This is a genomic window from Microbispora sp. CA-102843, assembly GCF_050936215.1.
Taxonomy (GTDB): Bacteria; Actinomycetota; Actinomycetes; order Streptosporangiales; family Streptosporangiaceae; genus Microbispora.
This window is the reverse complement of record NZ_JBNJNF010000001.1, coordinates 8,020,271-8,041,638: the sequence shown is the minus strand read 5'-3', so window position 1 is coordinate 8,041,638 and position 21,368 is coordinate 8,020,271. Positions and strand designations below refer to the sequence as shown.

Sequence of the window (21,368 nt, the reverse complement as noted above, 5' to 3'; positions counted from 1 at the left end):
GCGTCAGCGGGCCTGGCGTTCCTCCTCCTCCAGCAGCCACCGGGGCTTGGCCCTGCGCGGCGGCCGGTAGAGCCGCTTGACCGCCACACCCCCGAAGACGAACGACGCGAACAGGAACAGACCCATGATCGCGTCCCAGGTCTCCTGGCCGGAGACCCGGGTGTAGGCGAGCATCACGGCCCACATCGCGAGCATGACGGCCCCGGGGAGCTGCGCGAACGGCAGGTTGCGCAGCTCCTTGGGGTTGTCGGTGTCGAAGTAGCGCGCCGCCCAGGTGCCGCCGGGTCCGCCGCGGACGAACCTGACGTGGTTGACGAAGCCGAGGATCGCGAGCAGGGCGGCGGCGAGCACCGCCCACACCGGCGCGTGCGGGTAGCCCACGACCTCGGCGGTGTCGGCCAGGGCGGCCGTCATGCTAACCAAAGAGACTCTTCCATCCCTTCTTGATACCCGACCCGACCGATTTGACGGTGTTGACCACCGGCTTGCGCATGTGGTCGTACGCGGCGATCGCGGTGTCGCCGACGACGCCGCCGACCATACCGCCGACGTACGCGCCCGCGGCGCCGCAGACCGCGGCGAGCACGACGCCCGGGCTGCACGCCGCCGCGCCGATCGTGGCGCCCGCGTAGGAGCCGCCCGCGACCGCCGCTCCGCGGATGGTCGCCCGCGCGACCTTCTCACCGGTGTTGATGTCCTTGCCCGAGTCGTTGCCCCACTGGGTGAGCGCGCCGTCGGCGAAGGTGGCGACGACCCCGAACCTGCCGACGAACTTGCCCGCCTTGCCGAGCCGGCCGCCCCACTTGATGCCGCGCGCCTCGATCCGGCTGGCCTTGGCGTCGTACCACTTGCTGAGCCCCTGCCACAGCCACTTGGTCAGCCAGTTGCCCTCCGGATAGCTGACCGACTTGAGCTTGTAGAGGCCGGCCATGACCCGGCGGCTCTCCTTGAAGTTCTCACCCCAGGTGTTGAGCATGTCCGCGGGGCCGCCCAGCCCGTACGCCAGCCAGCCCAGGGCGGTGAACTTGCGCGGATCGACGCTGGCCAGGGTGTTGCTCTTGACCGTGGAGCCGAAGCTCGGGCCGGAGCGGTGCGGAGCGCCGCCACCACCGCCGGTGTAGCCGCCGCCGCCACCGCCGTGGCTTCCGCCGCCGCCGCCGTGGTTTCCTCCTCCTCCTCCGTGGTTGAGGATGGCCATCAGGGCCCGCAGGAGCGCCAGGAGGATCGCCAGCCAGCTGCCCCAGAACTTGCCGTCGGGGTCGGTGAAGGTGACGGGGTTGTTGCCGGCGTAGGCGTAGCCGTTCATCTGCTGGGGGTCGTGCGGGTCGATGATCGGGTCGACGCTGATGAACCTGCCGGTGGCGGGGTCGTACTCACGCGCCCCGAGGTGGGTGAGACCGGTCGACTCGTCCACGGTGCCGCCGACGAAGCCCTTCTCGCTCGGCCAGGAGCCCGGTGGCGATCCCCGCAGCTGGCCGAAGGGCTTGAACCGGCGCTGCGTCAGCGACTGGTTCGCCGCGTCGATCGCCAGCTCCGCCGTGCCGTTCTGGTCGGCGGCCAGGAACTTCACGCCCGAGGTGGTGCGCACCGCGACCGTCACGGTGTCGTGGGTGTAGTACCTGGTCGCCTGGACCTTGGCCGTGGCCTTGTCCAGGCGCAGCTCCAACCCGGGGAGGTAGAGCGTGGTGCCGCCGGGGTCGCGCCGGATGATCCGGTTGCCGTCGGCGTCGTACACGTAGGAGGTGACCTTCGTGCCCTCGGTCACCTTGGCCAGGTGGCCCTCGATGTCCCACTCCAGCGTCTGGGCCGTGGCGCCGATCGTGCGGCCGGTGGTGTCGCCGGTCTCGTTGTAGGCGTAGGACTCCGTGCGGGCGCCCGCGCCGCCGGTCTGGGTCACGCCGGACAGGGCGTGCGGATGCGGCGAGCCGGGGGCCGGGTAGCCGTAGGCCCGGGTCGTGTCGGCCGCGCCGCCGACATCGTGCTCGACCTCCTTCGTGCGGTTGCCGGTCACGTCGTACCCGAACGACTGCCAGTAGGGCGCGACGCCGCCGATGACGCTCGCGCTCGGCGCGCCCCCGCACGACTGGGTGCCCTGCGTCCAGGCCTCGGTGAGGCGGCGCAGGTAGTCGTAGGCGAAGCACTGCGTGTCGGTGCCGCTGCGGGAGACGTCGGAGATCGAGACGACGTTCCCCACCGCGTCGTAGGTGTAGGTGGCGTCGCGGTCCACGCCCGCCACGTTCTCGCGGTCCACCCGCGACGAGTGCAGGCGCTGGGTGCCGTACTCGTAGGAGTAGGTGAACCAGGTCTTCTTGCCGCCGGTCGACAGCTCGTACTGCTCGGGCTTGCCGGTGAGGCTGTGGATCGAGTCGGTGACGTACGGCGACAGGCCCGACATGGTGGTGGGCCGGCGCAGGTCGTCGTAGGAGTAGACGACCGTCTCGGCCGGCAGGCCGCCCGCGTCGGGGTAGGTGGCCGACTGGACGGTGCCGTCCAGCTTGTAGCGCGTGTCGAACACGTAGCTGCCCGCGAGCGCGCCCTCGGTCGACGGGATCGTCACGGTCGTCCGGATGGCCCGGTAGAGGTTGTCGTAGGCGTTGAACGTGGTCGTGTACGCCTGGCCGTTCGCGTACCTGGTGGCGCTGGACGCCTGTCCCTTGCGCACGGTGTCGTAGGTCCACGTCGCCAGCAACGGGCCGGTCGCCGAGCCCTCACGGGTCTCCGTCTTCCGGCCCATCGAGTCGTAGACGTTGAAGATCGTCTTGCCGCGTGCGTCGGTGGTGGTCAGCACGTGGTCGAGGTCGTCGTACGTCGTCTTCGTTGTCCCCTTGTCGGGGTCGCGCACCTCGATCTCCCGCCCGCGCAGGTCGTAGAAGTGCGTCCAGACGTTGCCCGCGGGATCCTTGACGATCGAGAGCTTGCCGGCGGGCGTGTACGTGTAGGTCGTCTTGTCGTAGTCGCCGGTGGGCGAGTCGCCCTTGAACTGGCGCAGCTCGACGATCTGGTCGCGCGCGTCGGTCAGCGTGGTCACCGGCGTGTCGCCCGTCGGCGGGTCCACGGTGACCCTGCCGCCACCGTAGCTGGTGACCGTGCGCCACTTCTCCTTGGTCTCGCCGTTGCCGACGAGGAACCGTTCGAGCGTCACCCGGTTGCGGCCGTCGTAGTCCAACACCTTCTGCGACTCGACGTCGCCGTCGTACGCGCCGAACAGCGTCGTCGAGGGGGCCTGGGTCGAGTAGTACTGGCCGTACTCGCGGGCCACGTTGCCCCGGGAGTCGTAGAACTTGTCGCTGACCAGGCGGCCGCCGTCCGGCCCCGGCTCCTGCGTCTGGCGCAGCCGCAGCCGCCCGTCGTACAGCTCGTACGTCGGCGGGGTCTGGCCGCCCTCGGCGTCCAGCTTCCTCGTGCCGATGGCGACGATCTGGCCGTCCACGATGCGGTAGCTGAACTCCAGGTTCGGTGTCTGGCCCGCCGCCTTCGACCGGTCGGGCATCCACACCTTCATGAGGCGGCCGAGCGCGTCGTACTCCAGGTCGGTGCGCTTGCCGTTGGCGTCGATCTTCACGGTCTCGAACCCGTACGCCGGGTCCTTCTCCTGGCTGGTGACGTGGGCCGTCGAGGCGTCGCCGGGGACCACAGGCGGGCCGGTGACCTTCACGCCCGTGTTCAGCCCGCCGGTGTCGGTGTAGGCCGTGGTCGTGACGTGGCCGGCCGCGTTCTTGGTGGTCAGCTCGCGGCCGTAGGCGTCGTACGTCGAGACCTCCTTGGCGACGTACGTCGCGGTGGTGCCGTCGTGCGCGGCGATCGTCTCGACGCGGGTGATGTCGCCCCTGGTGGGCGCGGCTCCGAAGGCGCCGTTGTCGTAGAAGGTGCGGTCGTCCTCGACGACCTGCTTGGCCCGGTCGGGGGTGGCCGAGCACGCCACCGCGACGGTCTCCACCCTCGACGGATACTTCAGCATCCAGGCCTTGGTGTTCTGGGCATAGGTGGTGCGGGTGCACCGGTCATCGGCCGTGGTGGACAGGTCGCCCTTGTCGTCCACCTGGGTGGTGAGGCCGGCGACGGGCTCGTACTTCGTCCCGGTCTCGGTCTCCCGCCAGCCGCCGCCGTCCATCGCGGTCCACGTGTGCGTCTTGGCGACGTTGACGATGTTCGCGGTGACGGTGCCCCAGCTCCGGGTGCGCTTGGCCGTCTCCTGGTACCACGGGGTGTTGACGGCCTTGACCGCGACCGCGCCGTTCACGTCCTCGTATTCGGTCCGCTTGAGCTCGAACCCCTGCAGCGGGTCCTCGTCGACGACGCTGCCGCCCTCGCCGTCGGAGATCGTGACCTTCTTCGTCCCGCCGCTCGGTCCGGCCCGGTCGCCGTTCATGCCGCGCAGGTAGCGCGTCTCGACCAGGGATCGCAGGTCGTTCCAGCCGCCGGTCCTCACCCGCACGCGGCCGTAGCCGCGCCACTGCGACCAGGTCTTGTACTTCTCCTTGGTCATGCCGTCGTCGTCGTCATAGTGCCAGGCGGTGCCGTCGAGGTACTCGTACGTCGTCAGCGCGTCGGGGGAGCCGCCGGTGCGGTCGGTCTGCACGACCTGGGTGACGACGTACTTGTGGAACCAGTCGATGATCGGGTCGTCGTACCCGGCGGGCGTCCACTTGACGGGGAAGCAGCGCCGGGTGTTGGTCTCCGGGGTGGGCAGCGAGCCGAGTGTGCAGTCGGCGTCGGAGTAGTTGACGTCGATCTGCCCGCCCGACTCGTCGTAGATCGCCCCGAGGCGGTACTTGACGTACGGCGGGATGTCGTCGCCCTGCTTGTCGACCCTGTTGGGCAGTTGCACGTGGTTGAAGGTCACCGAGGGCAGCGCCACCGGGCTGCCGGCCGCGCGACCGGTGTGCGTGATCGACTTCACCAGCAGGGCCTGGTCGATGTCCGCGTCGCCCCACAGGTGGTCGAGGGTCCAGTTGTCGACGTCGCGGTAGGTGCCGTCGGCCTTGATCACCTGCGTGGTGACGCCGGTGAGCCGCTTGCGCGACCAGAACGTGGGGGCGAGCGTGCCGTGGGTCGCCTTGCACTCGGTGCCGGCATCGCAGTTCAGGTCGTACGGCACGTCCGGCCACTTGGTGGGGTTGGAACCGATCTTGCTCGGATCGCAGTCGAAGCCGTCGGTCTTCAGGCATCGCTCGGAGACGCCGAACACCACGCGTGCCGGGGCCTTGGCGGTGAACAGCGTGTCGGAGCGCTGGCCGTACTCGATGCGGTCGAGCCAGCCGCCGCGCACGTACGGCGTCTCGTCCTCGGGCTTGAGGTTGCGGCCGTAGTGGTTGCCCTCCTGCTGGTAGTAGTACGAGATGGCGTTGCCGCGCGGGTCCACGACGTAATCGAGGTTCCACTGGTAGGCCTGCTGGCACCATGAGGCGGCGAAGGTGGAGGCGTGGCACGGCTCGTTCGCGTCGTTGCCGAACACCGGGTGCGTCCAGGCCGACTTCGTCTCCGGCTTGCCACTGCTCCATCCGGGCAGCCGGTTGAGCCCGAAGAAGAACTGCACGCCGTCGGGAGTGGTGAGCTTCCAGTACTCCCCGTCGTCGTCGCCGTTGGCCTTGGCCGTGTCCTTCAGGCGCTCCACGCGGGTGCCGTCGTCGTTCTTCATCCGCCACGTGCCGTCCGACGCCTGGATCAGCTCGCCCCCGCGTCCGTTCCAGCTGATCACGGCATTGTCGTACGCCCAGCACTGGTCGCCGGGCGGGGTGCCCCACTGGTCCTTCGGCGCGCCGTCGTCCGCGCAGGGCTTGTAGGCGCGCTTGATGTAGCCGGGCCAGTAGTCGAAGCCCTCGCCCACCCAGGACGGCTGGTTGTTGGTGTTGGACGTGCGGCCGTCCACCGCGCCGGAGGAGTAGCCGATCTCCACCTTGGGCGTCAGCTCACCTGGGACGGGCGGCACTCGCAGGGGATACGACCAGGAGAAGTCGCCCGACTGCTCGGCCACGGTCCAGGTGGCCGACGGCGACAGCTTGGTGGCCTTGTAGTCGCCCTTGTCGCTGGAGTCGCCGGACACGGCGGCCAGCACGGTCCCCTGCTCTCCCGCGAGGGCCGTCTCGGCGGGTGACACCGGGATCTCGGCGGTGAGCGTACGGTTCGCCGCGTCGTTGCGCGCGCGGACCGGCGTCTCCGTACGGCAGGCGGGCTGGTCGGGGGTGGTCAGCGCGCAGGCGGGCAACCGGACCAGGCGCAGCCGGCTGCCGTACGAGCCGCCGAAGTCGTCGGCGAGGGCCGAGTAGTCGACGGCGACACTCGCTGTGCCTTTCGCTGCCGCGTCCGTGGCGGCCGTGTTCCCGGCCTTCGCGGCGGGCGTGACGGTGAACAGGGCGCCGTCGACGCCCGCGCGCTCGGCGGCGGCGCCGTCCAGCATCCGCACGGCGCCGGGGGAGGTGACCTTCACCTCGCCGGACGCGGGCCGTCGCTTGGCGGGGGTGCCCACCGGGTCGGGGCGGCGGGGCTTGACGCCCAGCGTCTCGCCGCGGACCACGCGCTCGGCGCTCTTCACCTCCGGGCGTCCCGCGTCCGGGGCCGCCGCCTGCGCGGGCTGGGCGACCAGGGACGCGGCGACGGTGGCCAGCGCCGTGAAGGCGGCGACCCTGCGTCTGAACCGCTGCCTGAACCGCCGGCTCAGAAGGCGGCTCATCGGGTGGCGGCGGGAACCTCTCTTCGGGTGGGGGAACCCGTTCATGCGCAACCTCCCGCCCGGCCGCCGTGCGGCGGCCGGGCCTGGTTCGAGTTCGAGTCGCCGGTTCTTTAAAGGCCCGTGTCGGTCGCCAGCTCGGTGCCGCCGGCCAGCATCTGGATCTGTTCCTCGGTCGCGATCCCCTGGAAGGCCCACACGTCGTCGATCACGCCGGGCCAGTACTCGCCCCATGCGCCGTCCGCCTTGGTGCGGCCGAGCTGGAGCCCCTTACCGGCGTTGAAGCCGATCACGTTGTGGCGCCAGGACACCGTGTCCTCGACCTGTTCCAGCTCGCCGTTCACGTAGAGCCGCATCTCGTCCTGGAACGCGTCGTACACGATCGCCACGTGGTCCCAGTCGAAGCCGGACTGGAAGGCCGAATGCTCGGCGGTCGGCCGGGCCGCGCCGGTCGCGTCCTTGTCCGGCATCTCGATCTGGTAGCCGCCCGCGTTTGCCGGGTCGGCCGCGTCGGGCCGGTAGCGCAGGGTGAACGCGCTGTTGACCGAGCCCTCCTGGCTGAAGACCGCCGCGGCCCTGGACGGCCGTCCCGCGGTGGTCACCCAGCCCGCGATCGTGAAGCTCTCGTCGGTGCGGACGACCGGGACGGAGGTGGCGGCGTAGTCGCCGTCGCCGTCCAGCACCAGGCCCCCCGGCGGGGTGCCCACCCAGCCGGCTCCCTGGTCGATCCTGGCGTTGCCGTTCAGCGTGACGTGGCGCCCGGACGGGCCGTCGTCGGCGGCGATGGTCAGCGAGGCGCCGGAGGCCAGTGTCGCGATCTCCGAGTCGCTGATGATCTGGCCGTACAGCCGCACGTCGTCGATCTCGCCGGGGAAGAAGGACTTCAGCGTGCCGTACCAGCCGGCCCCGATCTGCACCGGGCCGGTGGCCTTCCACGGCGTGGTGAAGGCCGTCGTGGAGTTGAGCTTGCCGTTGACGTAGAGCCTGATCTGCTTGTTCGCCGCGTCGTACACGCCGGCGAGGTGGGTCCAGACGCCGCCCTCGGGCACGGCCGTGGACTGGGCCCGGGTGATCACGTCGTCGTCGTTGTCGTTGTTGTAGCGGTTGAAGATCCACCGGTCGTAGCTGGAGGAGTAGTACAGCTCGAACCCGCTGCGCCGGGAGCCGGCCTGCGTCGCGATGATCGCGGCGTGGGTCGGTTTGGTCGCCGGGAGCTTCGCCCAGGCCGACACGGAGAAGCTCTTGGTGGTGTCGGGCAGGACCGGGCCGCCGGTCTTGAGATAGCCGGTGGTGCCGTCGAGGTGCACGGCCTTGCCGAACCGCCCCGCCGCGCCGAACGTGACGCTGCCCTGTGGACCGGCCGGGTAGGCGCCGCCCGCCTCCTCCGCGCGCACGGCCCCGGCTGCCTCGTCCATCTTCCAGTAGGCGGTGGCGGCCCGTACGGCGGAGGCGGAGTCGTTCAGCTTCCAGCGCGCCGCCACCACTGGGTGCTGGGTGAACAGATTGCCGACCTCCTCCGGCATGAGGATGCGGTCGAACAGACGCACGTCGTCGATCTCACCGGGGAAGAAGGCGTCGAGCTTGCCGTACCAGCCCGCGCCGATCTGCACCGGGCCGGTGGCGTTCCACGGGGTCGTGTAGGCCGTCGTGGCCTGGAGTTGGCCGTTGACGTACAGCTTGATGTTCTTGGCCACCGCGTCGTACACGCCGACGAGATGGGTCCATTCGCTGCCCTGGGGCGAGGCGGTGCCGATGGCCCGGGTGATCGTGTTGTCGGTCGTGTCGTTGTTGTAGCGGTTGAAGATCCACCGGTCGTAGCTGGAGGAGTAGTACAGCTCGAACCCGCTGCGCACGCTCGCGATCTGGGTCGCGATGATCCCGGCGTGCGTGGGCTTGGTCGCGGGGAGCCGCGCCCAGGCCGACACCGCGAAGCCGTTGCGCGTGTCGAGCACCGGTCCGGCGGTCTTGGCGTAGCCGTTGGTGCCGTTGGTCTGCATGGCGGTCTTCGACATGCCGTCCACCCCGAGCGTCACCCCGCCGTACACGGTCGCCGGGTACGCGCCCGAGGCGTCGGCCACCTGGGTGGAGTCGATCGGCTCGTCCAGGGCCCACTGGGCCTTGGCCGGGGAGCCCGCCTTCACGCGGAACACGTAGCGCCCGATCTCGCTGGAGTTGCCGGCCGCGTCGAACGCCTTCACCGTGAGGTAGTTCGGCCCGGCGTGGTCGGGCGCGATGTCGATGGTCACCGCCCCGCCCGGGCTGGACGGCTTGCGCTCGTTGGCGGAGGTCGGGTTGGAGTTGATGCCGAACCAGTACTTGACCACGTCGGCTGAGGACGAGGCCGCGGTGAAACGGCCGTAGCGGCCCACGCCGTCGTACCAGGGATCGCCCTCGTTCTCCGGGTCCGACTGCGGGTACGCCGTCGACGACAGCGTGGGAGCCGCCGGCACGCTCTTGTCGTAGGTGAAGTAGCACGCGGTGGCGTCACCCGCGTAGCTCCACGGGCTGTACTGGTAGCCGTCCCAGGTGCGGACGTACCAGTTGATGGTCTTCTTCTCGGGAATCGACGCCGGCAGCGTGACCTGGAAGGTCGAGCCGGTGGTCTTCGGGCCGATCTTGCCCGACGACCACTTCTGTGCGCCGTCCCAGGTCGCGCCGAACTCGGCGTACACCTTCTTGGCGTCGGCGGAGTCGGCGTCGTACAGGACCGCCGAGATGGTGGGGGGCACGCGCACGGCAGGGGCGGGGGAGTAGACGCAGGTGCCGCCGGGGTTCATCGACAGGTCCGACATCTTCGGCTGTGGCGGCGGGGTGTTGTAGTTGACCCGCAGGTAGGCGTCGTCGGCGAACCGCTTCCAGCCGTAGGCGTCGGTCTCGTAGCCCGCGCGCAGGCCGAACGTCGTGGTCGACCACTTGCCGGCCGAGGCGTCCTTGACGGCCTTCGTCGCGTCGAACTCGACGTCGCCCGCCGGGCAGCTGGACGACCAGCCCTTGGCCACGTCACGGGTGTCGAGGTGCTCCAGCCAGTTGTCCTTCGTGGAGTTCCACGTCGAGCTCTCGACGAACCCCTTGGTCCGCCACAACTGCACCGTGCGGCCGTCGCAGGAGTACGACCAGGTCTCCTTGGCCACGAAGTCGGCGGAGATGATGTACTTGCCGGCGTACGCGCTGGTCGGCATGCGGTAGAAGATGCGCTTGACGTCGGACGGCGCGCACTTGGAGTCGCCCGAGCACAGACCGAGGCCCGAGTCGGCCTTGCCGCCGAACTTGTAGTACGACGTGCTGGGGTAGGTGCGCGACACGTACGCCCAGGCCGACGCCTTGACCGTCTTCCACACCGGATCGATGTAGACGGGGTAGCGGGTGTCGGGCGCGTCGAGCAGCGCCTTGTCGGGGGTGAGGGTGAGGCTCCCGCCCTCCACGGCCGCGTTCAAAGAAGCGACCTTTGAGGTGTCGGAGGGGCCGCGCTCCAGGGGGGCCGAGGTCGCCGCCTTCAGTGCGGGGGCCGGAGTTCCGGAGTCCCACATGACCGCCGCGGGCGCCTCGAACAGCGCTCCGCCGCCCCCGGCGTCGACCGCCTCGACGGAGCCGCCCTCCTTCGACCGCACACCGACACCGGCGCCGCCCAGGCCGAGCGTGAGCCGGGCCAGCGCGTTGTTCGCCGCGGCCTCCCTGGTCTTGACGACGAGAGTGTGGGAGAAGCCGTCCACGTCGGCCCGTACGACGAGGTCCACGTCCTTCATGACGTCGTGGTAGACGGCCGAGTCGCCCTGCAGTTCGGGTTCGGGCAGTCCTCCGGGCCACTTCAGCGACATCTCGCGGCCGGCCCTGGCGACGCGGGCCAGCGGTGCGTCGCCGCCGGCGGACAGCGACAGCCCGACGGTGCTCGCGCGTGGCCCGATCGAGCCGTCCGGCCGCCTGACCAGCGTGGTGTCGGGCGCGACCCAGGAGTCGCCCTGCCGCACCCGCACAGGGCGCAGATGCTCGACCGTGGTGAAGGTGCCGTCGGGGTTGGCGTACGTCTCCCGGTCCTCGCCGCGCTTGGCCAGCACCTCGACAGGGCGGCCGGTCTCGCGGGCGGCCCGCCCGGCGGCCTCGTCGGTGGGCGCTCCTTCCTCCGGCCCCGGAGGATCGGCCTGCGCGGCGCGGGGAGCCGCGTACGCCGCGCTCCCGCCCTCGGTGGTTACGGTCAGGCCGATCGCGAGGACCGCGGCCAGCACTGTAGAACCCAGCTTTCGGTACACGACGTCTGCCTCATTCTGGACAGGGTGGGACGAGAGCTAAGAACCGCGCGGAAAGTGCAAAAAACGTTTACTGATCATTAAGAGAACCGCCCGTGACATTTCTTGTCAATATCTTGTTTGCGGGGTGGTGGACGGTTACGATCACCGCGCCGCAGGCGGCCGGGGAAGGCGGGTTCGGGCCGAATCCGCGGCGGATTTGCGGACTCTCCACATGCCGTACGGGCCGGGTTCCGGCCATGGCGGCTGCCGGGGTAACGGGCGCCGGGGGGAGCGTCAGGGCGGATTTCGGCCGGTACCTCGCTCTCCCGGCCCGCATACCAACCCGTGCGTGCGACTTGTCGAGGTTGTCGTGGATGCGGCGGGTGCCCCGCGTGGGCCGTACGCTGAGCACGATCCACACCGCACCCCCACGGAGGCCGCGATCAACCGCCTTGTTCTCTGGAACATCGACCTGACGCTCGTCGACGTCGCCATCGTCACCCGCGACGCCTACGCGGACGCGTTCCGGATGGTGACAGGGCGGCCGCTGGTGAAACTCGCACCGGCGCTGGGCCGTCCCGATTCGGAGATCATCTTCGAGACCCTGGCCGTCAACGGCATCGCCGTCGAGGACCACCACCTGCCCAAGTTCGTCGACGCGCTGGCCGTCAGCTTCGCGGCGCGGCGCGACCGGCTCGCCAAGGACGGCCGCGCGCTGCCCGGCGCCAAGGACGCGCTCAAGGCCGTGTCCCGCCTCGACGGCGCCGTGCAGTCGGTGCTCACCGGCACCATCAAGAGCAACGCCGTGCTCAAGCTCAAGGCGTTCGGGCTGGACAAGTGGATCAACGTCGAGGTGGGCGGCTACGGCGAGGAGGTTTATCCGAAGGCCACCCTGCTGCAGGTGGCGCAGGGACGGGCCAAGGCCAGGCATGGCGGCGCCTTCACCGTCGGCAACACCGTCCTGATCGGCGACTCCACGCGTGACGTCCAAGCGGCGAAGATCGGCGGCGCGGCCATGATCGGCGTGGCGTCGGGCCGGTCCACGGCCGCCGAGTTGCACGAGGCGGGCGCCGACATCGTGCTGTCCGACCTGTCCAACTCCTCCGAAGTCGTCGCGGCCGTCGCCCGCCTCACCACCCCGGCCGAACGTACGGCCCCCTGACCCCGCAGCCGGGCGGAGCTCACCTGCTGCTCCAACTATTCGCTCCCTGGCGGTTGCTGGGGGTGATGAGGGCTGAAAGAATTCATACAGGTTTTCGAATTCTTTGAGGAGGGTGTGATGGATCCGTTCGACCGTGATCCTGATCACCTTCGTCGTTCGAATAGCTCTGACGACTGGTGGGATCGGTTGACCTCCGGTTCGCCGTTGTGGTCGGCTGAGGGTTCGCTCGCGCGGGAGCATTTCCCGATCATCGACCCTGAGCTGCGGCAGCATGCGAGCCGGGACACGAGCGACGGCGCGACCGGTGCCGAAAGCGCCTCTGGCGCGGGTGATCGCCGAGCCCGGTCGTCGTGGGTGCTGGTGGCGTCGTTGCGGGAATCGGCGCAGGCGTTGGCGCTGGCGCCGCTTCCGGAGGATGCGGACGTCTGCTTGGCCGAGGCCGAGGATTTGATGTTCGCCCGGGACCGGATCACGTGCGCGTTGGCGGACCGCGTCGGGCGAGTGCATCATGCGGGACAGGCCAGGCAGCACGGGCATGCCTCCACCCGCAGCTGGCTGCGTACAGCCGGAGGGATGAGTGTCCCCGGCGCCGGTCGCCTGCTGACCTTGGCCGTGGAGTTGGGCCGCCTGCCGCGGGTGCGGGAGCGGTTCGCCGCCGGGCAGTTGGCGGCGGGGGTGGTGGAGGCGATCTGCGCCGCCACCGCGCAGTTGACCGATGAGCAGGCCGACGTGGCCGAGCCGATTTTGCTGGAGCTGGCGGGCAAGGCAGGCCCGGCGGAGGTGTCTAAGGCCGGCCGCTACCTGCGCGCCGTGCTCGACCCCGATGGTGAGGACCGTGATGAGCAGGCCGACTACGGGCGGCGTTTCCTGCGGGTCCGCCTGACCGCGAGCGGCGGGCTGGAAGGGGAGTTCTACCTGCCGCGTGAGGCGGCAGCCCGGCTGCGCAGCCTGTTGAACGCCTACGCCAAGCCGAAGGCTGAGGGTGATGACCGGCCGCTGCGGGTGCGTAACGCGGATGCGTTCATCGCGTTCCTGGAGCAGAAGATCGCCACCGAGCTCCTGGTCCTGGTCAACGCCGAATCCCTCCCCACCGACCCCGTCACCGACCACCCCGACCACCCTGATCACCCAGAAGACACCGACCCCAGCGACACCGGCCCCAGCGACACCGAAGACACCGGCGACTGCGCCCCCAGCGACACCGGAAGCGCTGACGACCCCGGCGAGATGGGTGACCCCGGTGACGTGGGCAGCACCGCCGCCGCCCCTGCCCAGGATGAGCGCCCCTGCCATCCCGCCGCCCCCGGCGATGCCACAGCAGCGGCCGCAGCCGCAGCAGAGGCAGGTGCCGGTCCGGCGGTCGATTCCGGTGCCGATGTAGCCGCGGACGCCGCTGCCGAGAGCGGCGACCATGCCAGCACCGGCCCTCGCGATGAGGAGCCTCGCAACCCCGGAGCCGGTAAGGGCGCGATCGGTGAGCGCGGGACCGGAGAGCGCGGGAGCGATGAGCGCGGGGCCGAAGAGAAGCAGGCCGGTGGGCGCGGGCCGCGCGACACCGCAAGCACCACCTTTGCCCAGGGCGACCGCACCGCGCCCGCAGAGGGCAAGGACCGCGACCGTGCTGCAGGCCAAACGGGAGCAACGACCGCCGTGCGCGCGTCAGCATGGCCTACGCGCGGCGGCAGCGGGCATTCGCACGCAGCGCATTCGCACGCAGCGCATCCGCGCACAGAGCAGTCGCGCTCAGAGCAACCGGATCCTCCTCCCGAGGGCCCACCTGGACATCACGCCCACGCCGGGCACCGGCCTGCGGGGGACTGCCGGCATGGGCAGGGCGGGTGTGAGTGCCACAGCCATGAGCATCGGGGGCACGACGAAGGCGGATGCGGGTGCGGCGGTAGAGCGCGGTGCTCGTGCGGAGCGCCGGGGACACCGGGAACAGCGCCAGGGACGATGCCAGGAGCGCTGCCCGGGGCGGCGCCGGGGTTGTTGCTGGTGACCGGGCAGATGCTGCCCGTCTCCGGCGTGCACCGGCTGGCCCGCACCTCCACGCTGGTGCGTCTGGTGATGGACGCCGAGGGGCAGGTGCTGGACATGGGCCGCAAGGTCCGCCTGGCCACCCCCGCCCAACGACGGGCTATCTTCGCCCGCTACTCCACCTGCTGGATCGACGGCTGCCCACTCCCCGCCACCATGTGCCAGATCGACCACGCCGACAACTGGAGCACCGGCGGGCTGACCGACCTGAAACTGCTCGGCCCGGCCTGCCAGTTCCACAACCGCGACCGCTACCGCCACCCCGACCGCTACACCCGCCACAAGACCGGCGTCGACCGCTGGGCCTTCACCTACCACCGCCTCCCGGGAGCCCGTCGGCTGCGCGAGTGAGGGAGGTGACTCGCACGCGACAGGCGGCCGGGCGGCGCGGTTGGGCGAGACCACGGGTGCTTTTGGCGAGGTCACCGTGCTTCGGCGGGATCACCGTGCTTGTGCGGGATCACAGTGCTTTGAGGAAGCGGGCCGCGATGGGGGCCGCCACCTGTGCTCCGGTGCCGCCGCCCTCGACCACGACGGCGAAGGCCAGGTCGCCCTTGTAACCGATGAACCAGGAGTGCGTGGGTGGGTTCTTACCGTTCTCGGCTGAGCCGTACTCGGCTGTGCCCGTCTTGCCGGCCGTACCGGTGGGGAAGGAGACGCCGCTCGCGGTGCCCTCGCTGACGACGGCGGGCATGAGGCGGCGCAGCGCGGACACCACCGCGGGCTCCAGCGCACGTGGAGGCGTGCCGCCCTCCGGGACGAGCGAGGCCGGCACCAGCCGGGGCTGCCGCCAGGTGCCGCCAGCGATGGCGCCCGCGACCGCGGCCATGTTCAGCGGGCTGGCCAAGACGCGCCCCTGGCCGATGGCGGCGGACGCGAGGTCGGTGTCGTCATGCGGTGCGGGGAAGGCGGCGTCCACGGCGGGCACGCCGATCTTGATGCTGGCGCCGAAACCGAAGTCGGCGGCCACCTTGGACAGGCGGTCGGCGCCGAGGCGTCGCACCGCCATGTCGCCGAACGTCGTGTTGCACGAGTGGGCGAAGGCGTCGACGAAGCGCAGCGTGCCGTAGTCGTGGAATTCGGCGTTGTGGAACGGGAAGCCGCCGATCGTCTTCTCGGCCGGGCACTCGACGGTCTGGCCGGGCGTGACGCCACCGGCGACCAGGGCCGACGCGGTCACGATCTTGAAGGTCGAGCCGGGCGGGTACGTGCCGAGCAGGGCGCGGTTGTAGCCGCCCGGCTTGTTGACCACCGCGAGGACCTCGCCCGTGGACGGGCGCAGCGCGACGAGCGAGGCGGGCTTGTCCACGCCCTCCAGTGCCCGCGCCCCCGCCTGGTGCACCCGCGGGTCGAGCGTGGTCGGCAGCGGCTTGCCGGGCTTCGATCCGCCCTCGGCGAGCGTGACGACCTTTGAGCCCGTACGGCTGTCGACCAGGTCGGCCCGTGCGGAGGCGGTGCCGGTCAGGCGGGAGGCGTACTGCTCGCGCAGCCCCTCCACGATCTGCTGCACGGAGCCGGGGGTGTCCGGCGTGTCGATGCGGGTGCCGTCAGCGGCGGTTATCGGGGCGCGCTCGGCGGGCACGGTGGTGAGCTTGGCCCGCAGGCCGTCGGTCAGCCGGGGGTGGACGGCCGCCGGGGTCCATGCCACCTTCCACGCGCGGTCGCGCTCGACCAGGCGGAGCCTCCCGTCGTACGCGATGGGCAGTGGGCCCGTCAGCCGGGCCCGGAACCGCACGGTGTCGTCCTGGACGCTCGTCACCTGGAAGCGCTGCCCCGTGAGCTTCAGGTCGTCGTGGAAGCGGCGGTAGGTGCTTTCGAAGCCGGTAGGCGGGTCGGCGGCGAGTGTGCGCATCGCCGCGTAGTCCGAGCGCGACCAGGCCGCGAGGAAGTCCCGCGCGGTCTCCTCGGGCGATCCCTTCGTCCGCAGCGCCCACACCGTGACCCCCGCGGCCACCACCGGCACGAGCACCGCCGCCGTGACGTACGGCCAGCGCCTTCGCTCTCGCATGCGTCCCCCTTCGAGTCGAGTGCACGCCAAGAGCAGCAGACCTGCCGGGAGTATGTCCAATATGGATATCAACGCGCTTCATGTGTGGTTCGGATATGCTCCCAGCTCGTGGACTTGGTCCGGCATCTCGGCTACTTCCTGGTTGTGACGGAAGAGCTGCATTTCGGGAACGCGGCCGCGCGACTGGGGATGGCCCAGCCGCCGCTGAGCCAGCGCATCAGGCGCCTGGAGGAGGAACTGGGCGTGCGCCTGTTCGAGCGGTCGAGCCGCCGGGTGGCGCTCACCGAGGCGGGACGGCTGCTGGTGCCCGAGGCCCGTGAGATCGTCGCCAGGGTGGAGCGGATGCGCGACCTCATGTCCGACCTGGCGCGCGGCGATGCGGCGGTCGTGCGGGCGGGCGTCCCCGCCGACCTCGGCGCCGCCGTGCTCGCCGCGCTCATCGCGGGGTTTCGCGACCGCCGCCCCGACGTACGGCTGTCGCTGACCGAGATGGGCACGGCCGCGCAGGTCGCGGCGTTGCTGGAGGGCAGGCTCGACGTCGGGCTGCTGCGCCATCCGGTCGCCTCGAACGGGCTCGCCTACGGGCCGGTGCTCGTCCGGCATCCGGGCGTCCTGCTGGCCGAGGGCGACGAGCTGACCGCCTGGGCGACCGTGCACCTCGGCGACCTGGCCGGGCGGGACGTGGTGCTGTTCCCCAGGGACGCCGAGCCCGGCCTGTACGACGACACGCTGGCCTCGTGCCGCCGTGGCGGCTTCGTGCCCACCGAGATCATCTGCACCGACCGCATGGAGTTCGCCCTCGGCCTGGTCCTGTCCGGCACGGCCGTCGCGTTCGGCGCCCCCGCGGAGATGCCAGGCGTGGTGTGGCGGCCCCTCGCGGGTACGCCACTGGCCTGGCGCTGCTCCCCGGCCTGGCGGGCGGAGCCGGGGCCGTACGTGCGAGACTTCACGGCCGTGGCCGTACAGGTGCTGAAAGAGAGTGCCGGCATGGTGGACGAAGGCGTGCCGCCCGCGCCGCGGGTCGCGCCGCGCCCGGCGACCGGGTTCCTTGCATGAACCCCGGCACGAACCCCGTGGAGCGGGTGTTCCGCAATGCCGGCGTCACCGGCTGGCTGCACGCCGTCGACGTCGACGACGGACGTGAGGTGGGCGTGGGGGCCGACGAGCCGGTGGTGCTCGCGTCGGTGTTCAAGGTGCCCCTGCTGCTGGAACTGCACCGCCAGGCAGAGCGCGGACTGCTCGACCTCGCCGAACTCGTCCGGGTGCCGGCGGAGGACCGTACGGGCGGGGGCACCGGGCTGGCGGCGATGCTGGACGACGCCACGCTGTCGCTGCGCGACCTGGCGTACCTGATGATGGCGGTGAGCGACAACACCGCGGCCGACGTGCTGCTCGCCCGGGCGGGCCGGGAGGCGGTCAACACGCTGCTCGACGGCCTCGGGCTGACGGCGACGCGGGTGGTGCAGAACTGCCGCGACATGCTCACCAGCCTGTGGGTGGACGCGGGCGTGGCGGACCAGTCCGCCGTGACCCAGGCGTGCACCGACCCCGAGGTGGTGGCGCGGCTGCGCGCGCTCGATCCGGCGCTGGGCAACCGGAGCACACCACGTGAGATGACCCGGCTGCTGGCCATGATCTGGCGCGACGAGGCGGCGGGAGCGGCCTCCTGCGCGGCGATCCGCCGCCTCATGGCCCTGCAGGTGTGGCCGCACCGGCTGGCCTCGGGGTTCCCGTTCGACGACGTCGCGGTGAGCGGCAAGACGGGCACGCTGCCCACGCTCCGCAACGAGGTCGGGGTGGTCGAGTATCCCGACGGCGGGCGCTACGCCGTGGCCGTGTTCACCCGGTCGTTCAGCACGGCGCAGAACCAGCCGCGCGCCGACGCCGCGATCGGGGCCGCCGCCCGGACGGCGATCGACCAGCTCAGAACCCACATATGACAGACCCTTTCTATGTGGGCGGGGAGGGTGACATGCGGCTCAAGCGTGGCAAAGATGGGGGCATGGTCGAGGAAGGCGCTCTGCTCTGGGAACCCACGCCCGATGTCGTACGTGCGGCCCGGATCACCCGTTACATGGAACGACTGGGCCGCACGGGGGACTACGAGGACGTGTGGAAGTGGTCGGTCGAGTCTCCGGCCGACTTCTGGACGTCCATATGGGACTACTTCGGTGTGGTTGGTGCGCGTGGCGACGGGCCCGTCATCCAGGGAACGATGCCGGACGCCGAATGGTTCGCGGGCTCGGCCCTGAATTACGCGGAGAACGCGCTGCGCGGCCACCCCGGCCGGACGGCCGTGATTTTCCGCAATGAATCGGGCAGTCGCTGGCAGTACTCGCTCGGCGAGCTCCGCGAGGAGGTCGCCCGGGTCCGGGCAGGGCTCGTGCGGCTGGGTGTCGGGCGTGGTGACCGGGTCGCCGCCTACCTCCCGAACATCCCCGAGGCCCTCATCGCCTTCCTGGCCACCGCCTCGCTCGGGGCTATCTGGTCCTCCTGCTCGCCTGACTTCGGCGCGCCCAGCGTGACCGACCGGTTCACGCAGATCGAGCCGAAGGTGCTGGTCGCGGTGGACGGCTACCGCTACGGCGGCAAGGCGTACGACCGGTCGGAGGTGGTGCGCGAGATCGCGGCGAAGCTGCCGACGCTGCAGGCCACCGTGTGGGTCCCCGCCCTCGGCGCCGACGCGCCCGACGACACCCCCGATACCGCGCTGAGCTGGGACGACCTGCGCGCCGAGACCGCGCCGCTGGAGTTCGAGCGGGTGCCGTTCGGCCATCCGCTGTGGGTGCTGTACTCGTCGGGCACCACCGGCCTGCCCAAGCCCATCGTCCACGGTCACGGCGGGATCGTGCTGGAGCACCTCAAGTCGCTGTCCTTCCATCAGGACCTCGGCGAGGGCGATGTGTTCTTCTGGTACACCACCACCGGCTGGATGATGTGGAACTACCTCATCGGCGGCCTGCTGGTGGGGTCCACCGTCCTGCTGTACGACGGCAGCGCGGCCCACCCCGACACCGGCGCGCTGTGGCGGCTCGCCGCCGAGGAGGGCGTGACGTACTTCGGCACCGGCGCGCCGTACATCATGGCGTCGATGAAGGCCGGGGTGAAGCCGGAGGGGCTCGACCGGCTGCGCGGGATCGGCTCGACCGGCTCGCCGCTGCCGCCCGAGGGGTTCGCCTGGGTCTACTCCGACGTCAAGCCCGACGTCCAGCTCGGCTCGTTCTCCGGCGGCACGGACGTGTGCACCGGGTTCGTCGGCGCGGTGCCGCTGCTGCCGATCCGGGCCGGCGTCATCCCGTGCCGCTGCCTCGGCGCGTCCGTCGAGTCCTTCGACCCCACGGGTGCCTCGATCGTGGGCGAGGTGGGGGAGCTCGTCATCACCCGGCCCATGCCGTCCATGCCGGTCATGTTCTGGAACGACCCCTCGGGCGACCGCTACCGGGAGTCGTACTTCGCCGACTACCCGGGTGTCTGGCGGCACGGCGACTGGATCAAGGTCCTCCCCGACGGCGGCTGCGTCATCTACGGCCGCTCCGACTCGACCCTGAACCGCGGCGGCGTACGCATGGGCACCAGCGAGTTCTACCGGGTCGTGGAGCGCTTCGAGGAGATCGCCGACAGCCTGGTCATCGACACCGGGCAGCTCGGTCAGGAGGGCAGGCTGCTGCTGTTCGTCACCCTGGCCGACGGCGCGGCTCTCTCCGACGAGCTGGTGTCCCGCCTGCGTACGGCCCTGCGCACCGAGCTGTCGCCCCGGCACGTGCCCGACGAGATGCACGTGGTCCCCGGCATCCCGAGGACGCTGTCGGGCAAGAAGCTGGAGGTCCCCGTACGGAAGATCCTGCTCGGCACCCCGGTCGAGAAGGCCGCCAACCCCGACGCCATGGCCAACCCCGAGGTCCTCACCCATTTCGCGCCGGAGGTTTGATCACTTCCGTTAGAAGCCGAGGGCGTACGCGCGGACGGGGAAGGTGACCATGCCGCGCGGGTGCTGCTGATCCTCGGAGGTCACGTTTCCATTGTCGATGACGTCGCCAGGACCCGTTCGTACGCCTCCTGGAGCAGTTGGGACGCGCGCGGGAGGTCGGGGTCCGGGCGGGGGATACCCAGGTGCGCCTCGCGCAGCTCGTCCATCAGGTTCTCCCACAGGGGTGGGCCGCCCTCCTCCAGCAACTGCGCCCGGATGGTCAGCTCCGGTGTCGTCGGCCGATGGCGCAGGCCCCAGGAGCCGAGCGCGACCATGACCGGAATCGTCTGGATGCCCGCCTCGGTGAGGCTGTAGGTCCCTCGCCGTCCTCGCCCCGCCTCCTCATGGGTCAGCAGACCTCCGGCGACGAGGGCCTTGAGGCGGCTGCTGAGGATGTTCGACGCGATCCCCTCATCTGAGTTGGCGAGCAGGTCGCGGAAGTGCCGGCGCCCGCCGAAGACCACGTCGCGCAGGACGATGAGGCTCCACCTGTCTCCGAACGCCTCCACCGCCGCATTGATCGCGCACCCCGACCGCGGCTCGTCTCGCATGGCCGACCTCCAACTGATTGCGTTTCGCCATCACCTACTCTACGCTCAATCCTGGTAGTTGTAATCCGCAATCACTGGTCGAAAGCAGGAGATCAGCCATGTCTCGTGTCAGAGTGCACAACTTCGGCGTCTCCCTGGACGGCTTCGCCACCGGCGAGGGCCAGAGCCTCGACGAGCCGTTCGGCCACGCAGGCGGACGGCTCCACGAATGGTTCTTCGAGACCCAGACCTTTCAGGGCATGCAGGGGAAGACCGGCGGGAGCGCCGGGGTCGACGACGCCGTCGCCGGTACGTGGGACGCGGGCATCGGCGCGGAGATCATGGGCCGCAACAAGTTCGGGCCGCAGCGAGGCCCGTGGGAGAACCATGACTGGACCGGATGGTGGGGACCGAACCCGCCGTTCCACACGCCGGTCTTCGTCCTGACCCACCACCCCCGGCCCTCGGTGGAGATGGAGGGCGGCACCACGTTCCACTTCATCGACGCCACTCCCGAGGAGGCGCTGCGTCAGGCCCGCGAGGCCGCGGGCGGTCTCGACGTGCGGATCGGCGGCGGGCCGGGCACCGTCCGCCAGTTCCTGGCCGCCGACCTGATCGACCACATGCACATCACCGTCGTCCCGATCATCCTGGGCCGCGGCGAACGCCTGTGGGACGGGCTCGAAGGGCTCGAGAAGCGCTTCCGGATCGAGTCCGTGACCACCCCGAGCGGCATCACCCACATGACCTTCACCCGACGGCAGACCCCCTGAA

11 protein-coding genes are annotated in these 21,368 nt (G+C 70.6%); 6 read left to right on the top strand and 5 right to left on the bottom strand.

Going from position 1 to position 21,368, the window contains the following annotated elements:
- Nucleotides 1–3 precede the first annotated feature (3 nt).
- From ACQEVJ_RS37115 to ACQEVJ_RS37105, 3 genes are all read right to left on the bottom strand, one after another.
- Nucleotides 4–414 (bottom strand): hypothetical protein, encoded by a 411-nt coding sequence (locus ACQEVJ_RS37115; protein ID WP_433109342.1) that lies wholly within the window; start codon nt 412–414, stop codon nt 4–6.
- A 1-nt stretch (nt 415) separates the two neighbouring features.
- A complete protein-coding gene (locus ACQEVJ_RS37110; RefSeq protein ID WP_433109341.1) occupies nt 416–6,670 on the bottom strand; it encodes an RHS repeat-associated core domain-containing protein in 6,255 nt (2,084 codons plus the stop codon).
- A 110-nt stretch (nt 6,671–6,780) separates the two neighbouring features.
- A complete protein-coding gene (locus tag ACQEVJ_RS37105) occupies nt 6,781–10,911 on the bottom strand; it encodes a LamG-like jellyroll fold domain-containing protein (RefSeq protein WP_433109340.1) in 4,131 nt (1,376 codons plus the stop codon).
- A gap of 421 nt (nt 10,912–11,332) precedes the next feature.
- Here ACQEVJ_RS37105 and ACQEVJ_RS37100 point away from each other — a divergent pair, with 421 nt between their 5' ends.
- Both ACQEVJ_RS37100 and ACQEVJ_RS37095 read left to right on the top strand, forming a co-directional pair.
- Entirely contained in the window at nt 11,333–12,052 is a 720-nt protein-coding gene (locus ACQEVJ_RS37100) for an HAD family hydrolase (protein ID WP_433113180.1), read from the top strand.
- A gap of 117 nt (nt 12,053–12,169) precedes the next feature.
- A complete protein-coding gene (locus ACQEVJ_RS37095; RefSeq protein WP_433109339.1) occupies nt 12,170–14,440 on the top strand; it encodes a DUF222 domain-containing protein in 2,271 nt (756 codons plus the stop codon).
- 109 nt (nt 14,441–14,549) lie between these two features.
- Here ACQEVJ_RS37095 and ACQEVJ_RS37090 read toward each other — a convergent pair whose 3' ends face one another.
- The gene (locus tag ACQEVJ_RS37090) at nt 14,550–16,097 is read right to left on the bottom strand and encodes a penicillin-binding transpeptidase domain-containing protein (protein ID WP_433109338.1); all 1,548 of its coding nucleotides are present in this window, start codon (nt 16,095–16,097) and stop codon (nt 14,550–14,552) included.
- Nucleotides 16,098–16,205: 108 nt separating this feature from the next.
- On the opposite strand from ACQEVJ_RS37090, the gene ACQEVJ_RS37085 reads away from it, so the two are divergent.
- The 3 genes from ACQEVJ_RS37085 to ACQEVJ_RS37075 all read left to right on the top strand — a co-directional run bounded on the left by ACQEVJ_RS37085 (nt 16,206) and on the right by ACQEVJ_RS37075 (nt 20,025).
- Nucleotides 16,206–17,153: a LysR substrate-binding domain-containing protein gene (locus ACQEVJ_RS37085; RefSeq protein WP_433109337.1), complete on the top strand. Its 948-nt coding sequence runs from the start codon at nt 16,206–16,208 to the stop codon at nt 17,151–17,153.
- Entirely contained in the window at nt 17,150–18,037 is an 888-nt protein-coding gene (locus ACQEVJ_RS37080) for a serine hydrolase (protein ID WP_433109336.1), read from the top strand. The genes ACQEVJ_RS37085 and ACQEVJ_RS37080 overlap by 4 nt, the downstream gene beginning before the upstream one ends.
- Nucleotides 18,038–18,099: 62 nt before the next feature.
- Complete coding sequence (locus ACQEVJ_RS37075; protein ID WP_433113177.1) at nt 18,100–20,025, top strand: acetoacetate--CoA ligase; 1,926 nt, start codon at nt 18,100–18,102, stop codon at nt 20,023–20,025.
- Between the two features lie 80 nt (nt 20,026–20,105).
- Here the strand turns inward: ACQEVJ_RS37075 and ACQEVJ_RS37070 are convergent, their stop codons facing one another.
- Complete coding sequence (locus tag ACQEVJ_RS37070) at nt 20,106–20,615, bottom strand: winged helix-turn-helix transcriptional regulator (RefSeq protein WP_433109335.1); 510 nt, start codon at nt 20,613–20,615, stop codon at nt 20,106–20,108.
- A gap of 98 nt (nt 20,616–20,713) precedes the next feature.
- On the opposite strand from ACQEVJ_RS37070, the gene ACQEVJ_RS37065 reads away from it, so the two are divergent.
- Nucleotides 20,714–21,367, top strand: a complete 654-nt coding sequence (locus ACQEVJ_RS37065; protein WP_433109334.1) for a dihydrofolate reductase family protein — start codon at nt 20,714–20,716, stop codon at nt 21,365–21,367.
- The last annotated feature ends 1 nt before the right edge of the window (nt 21,368 follow it).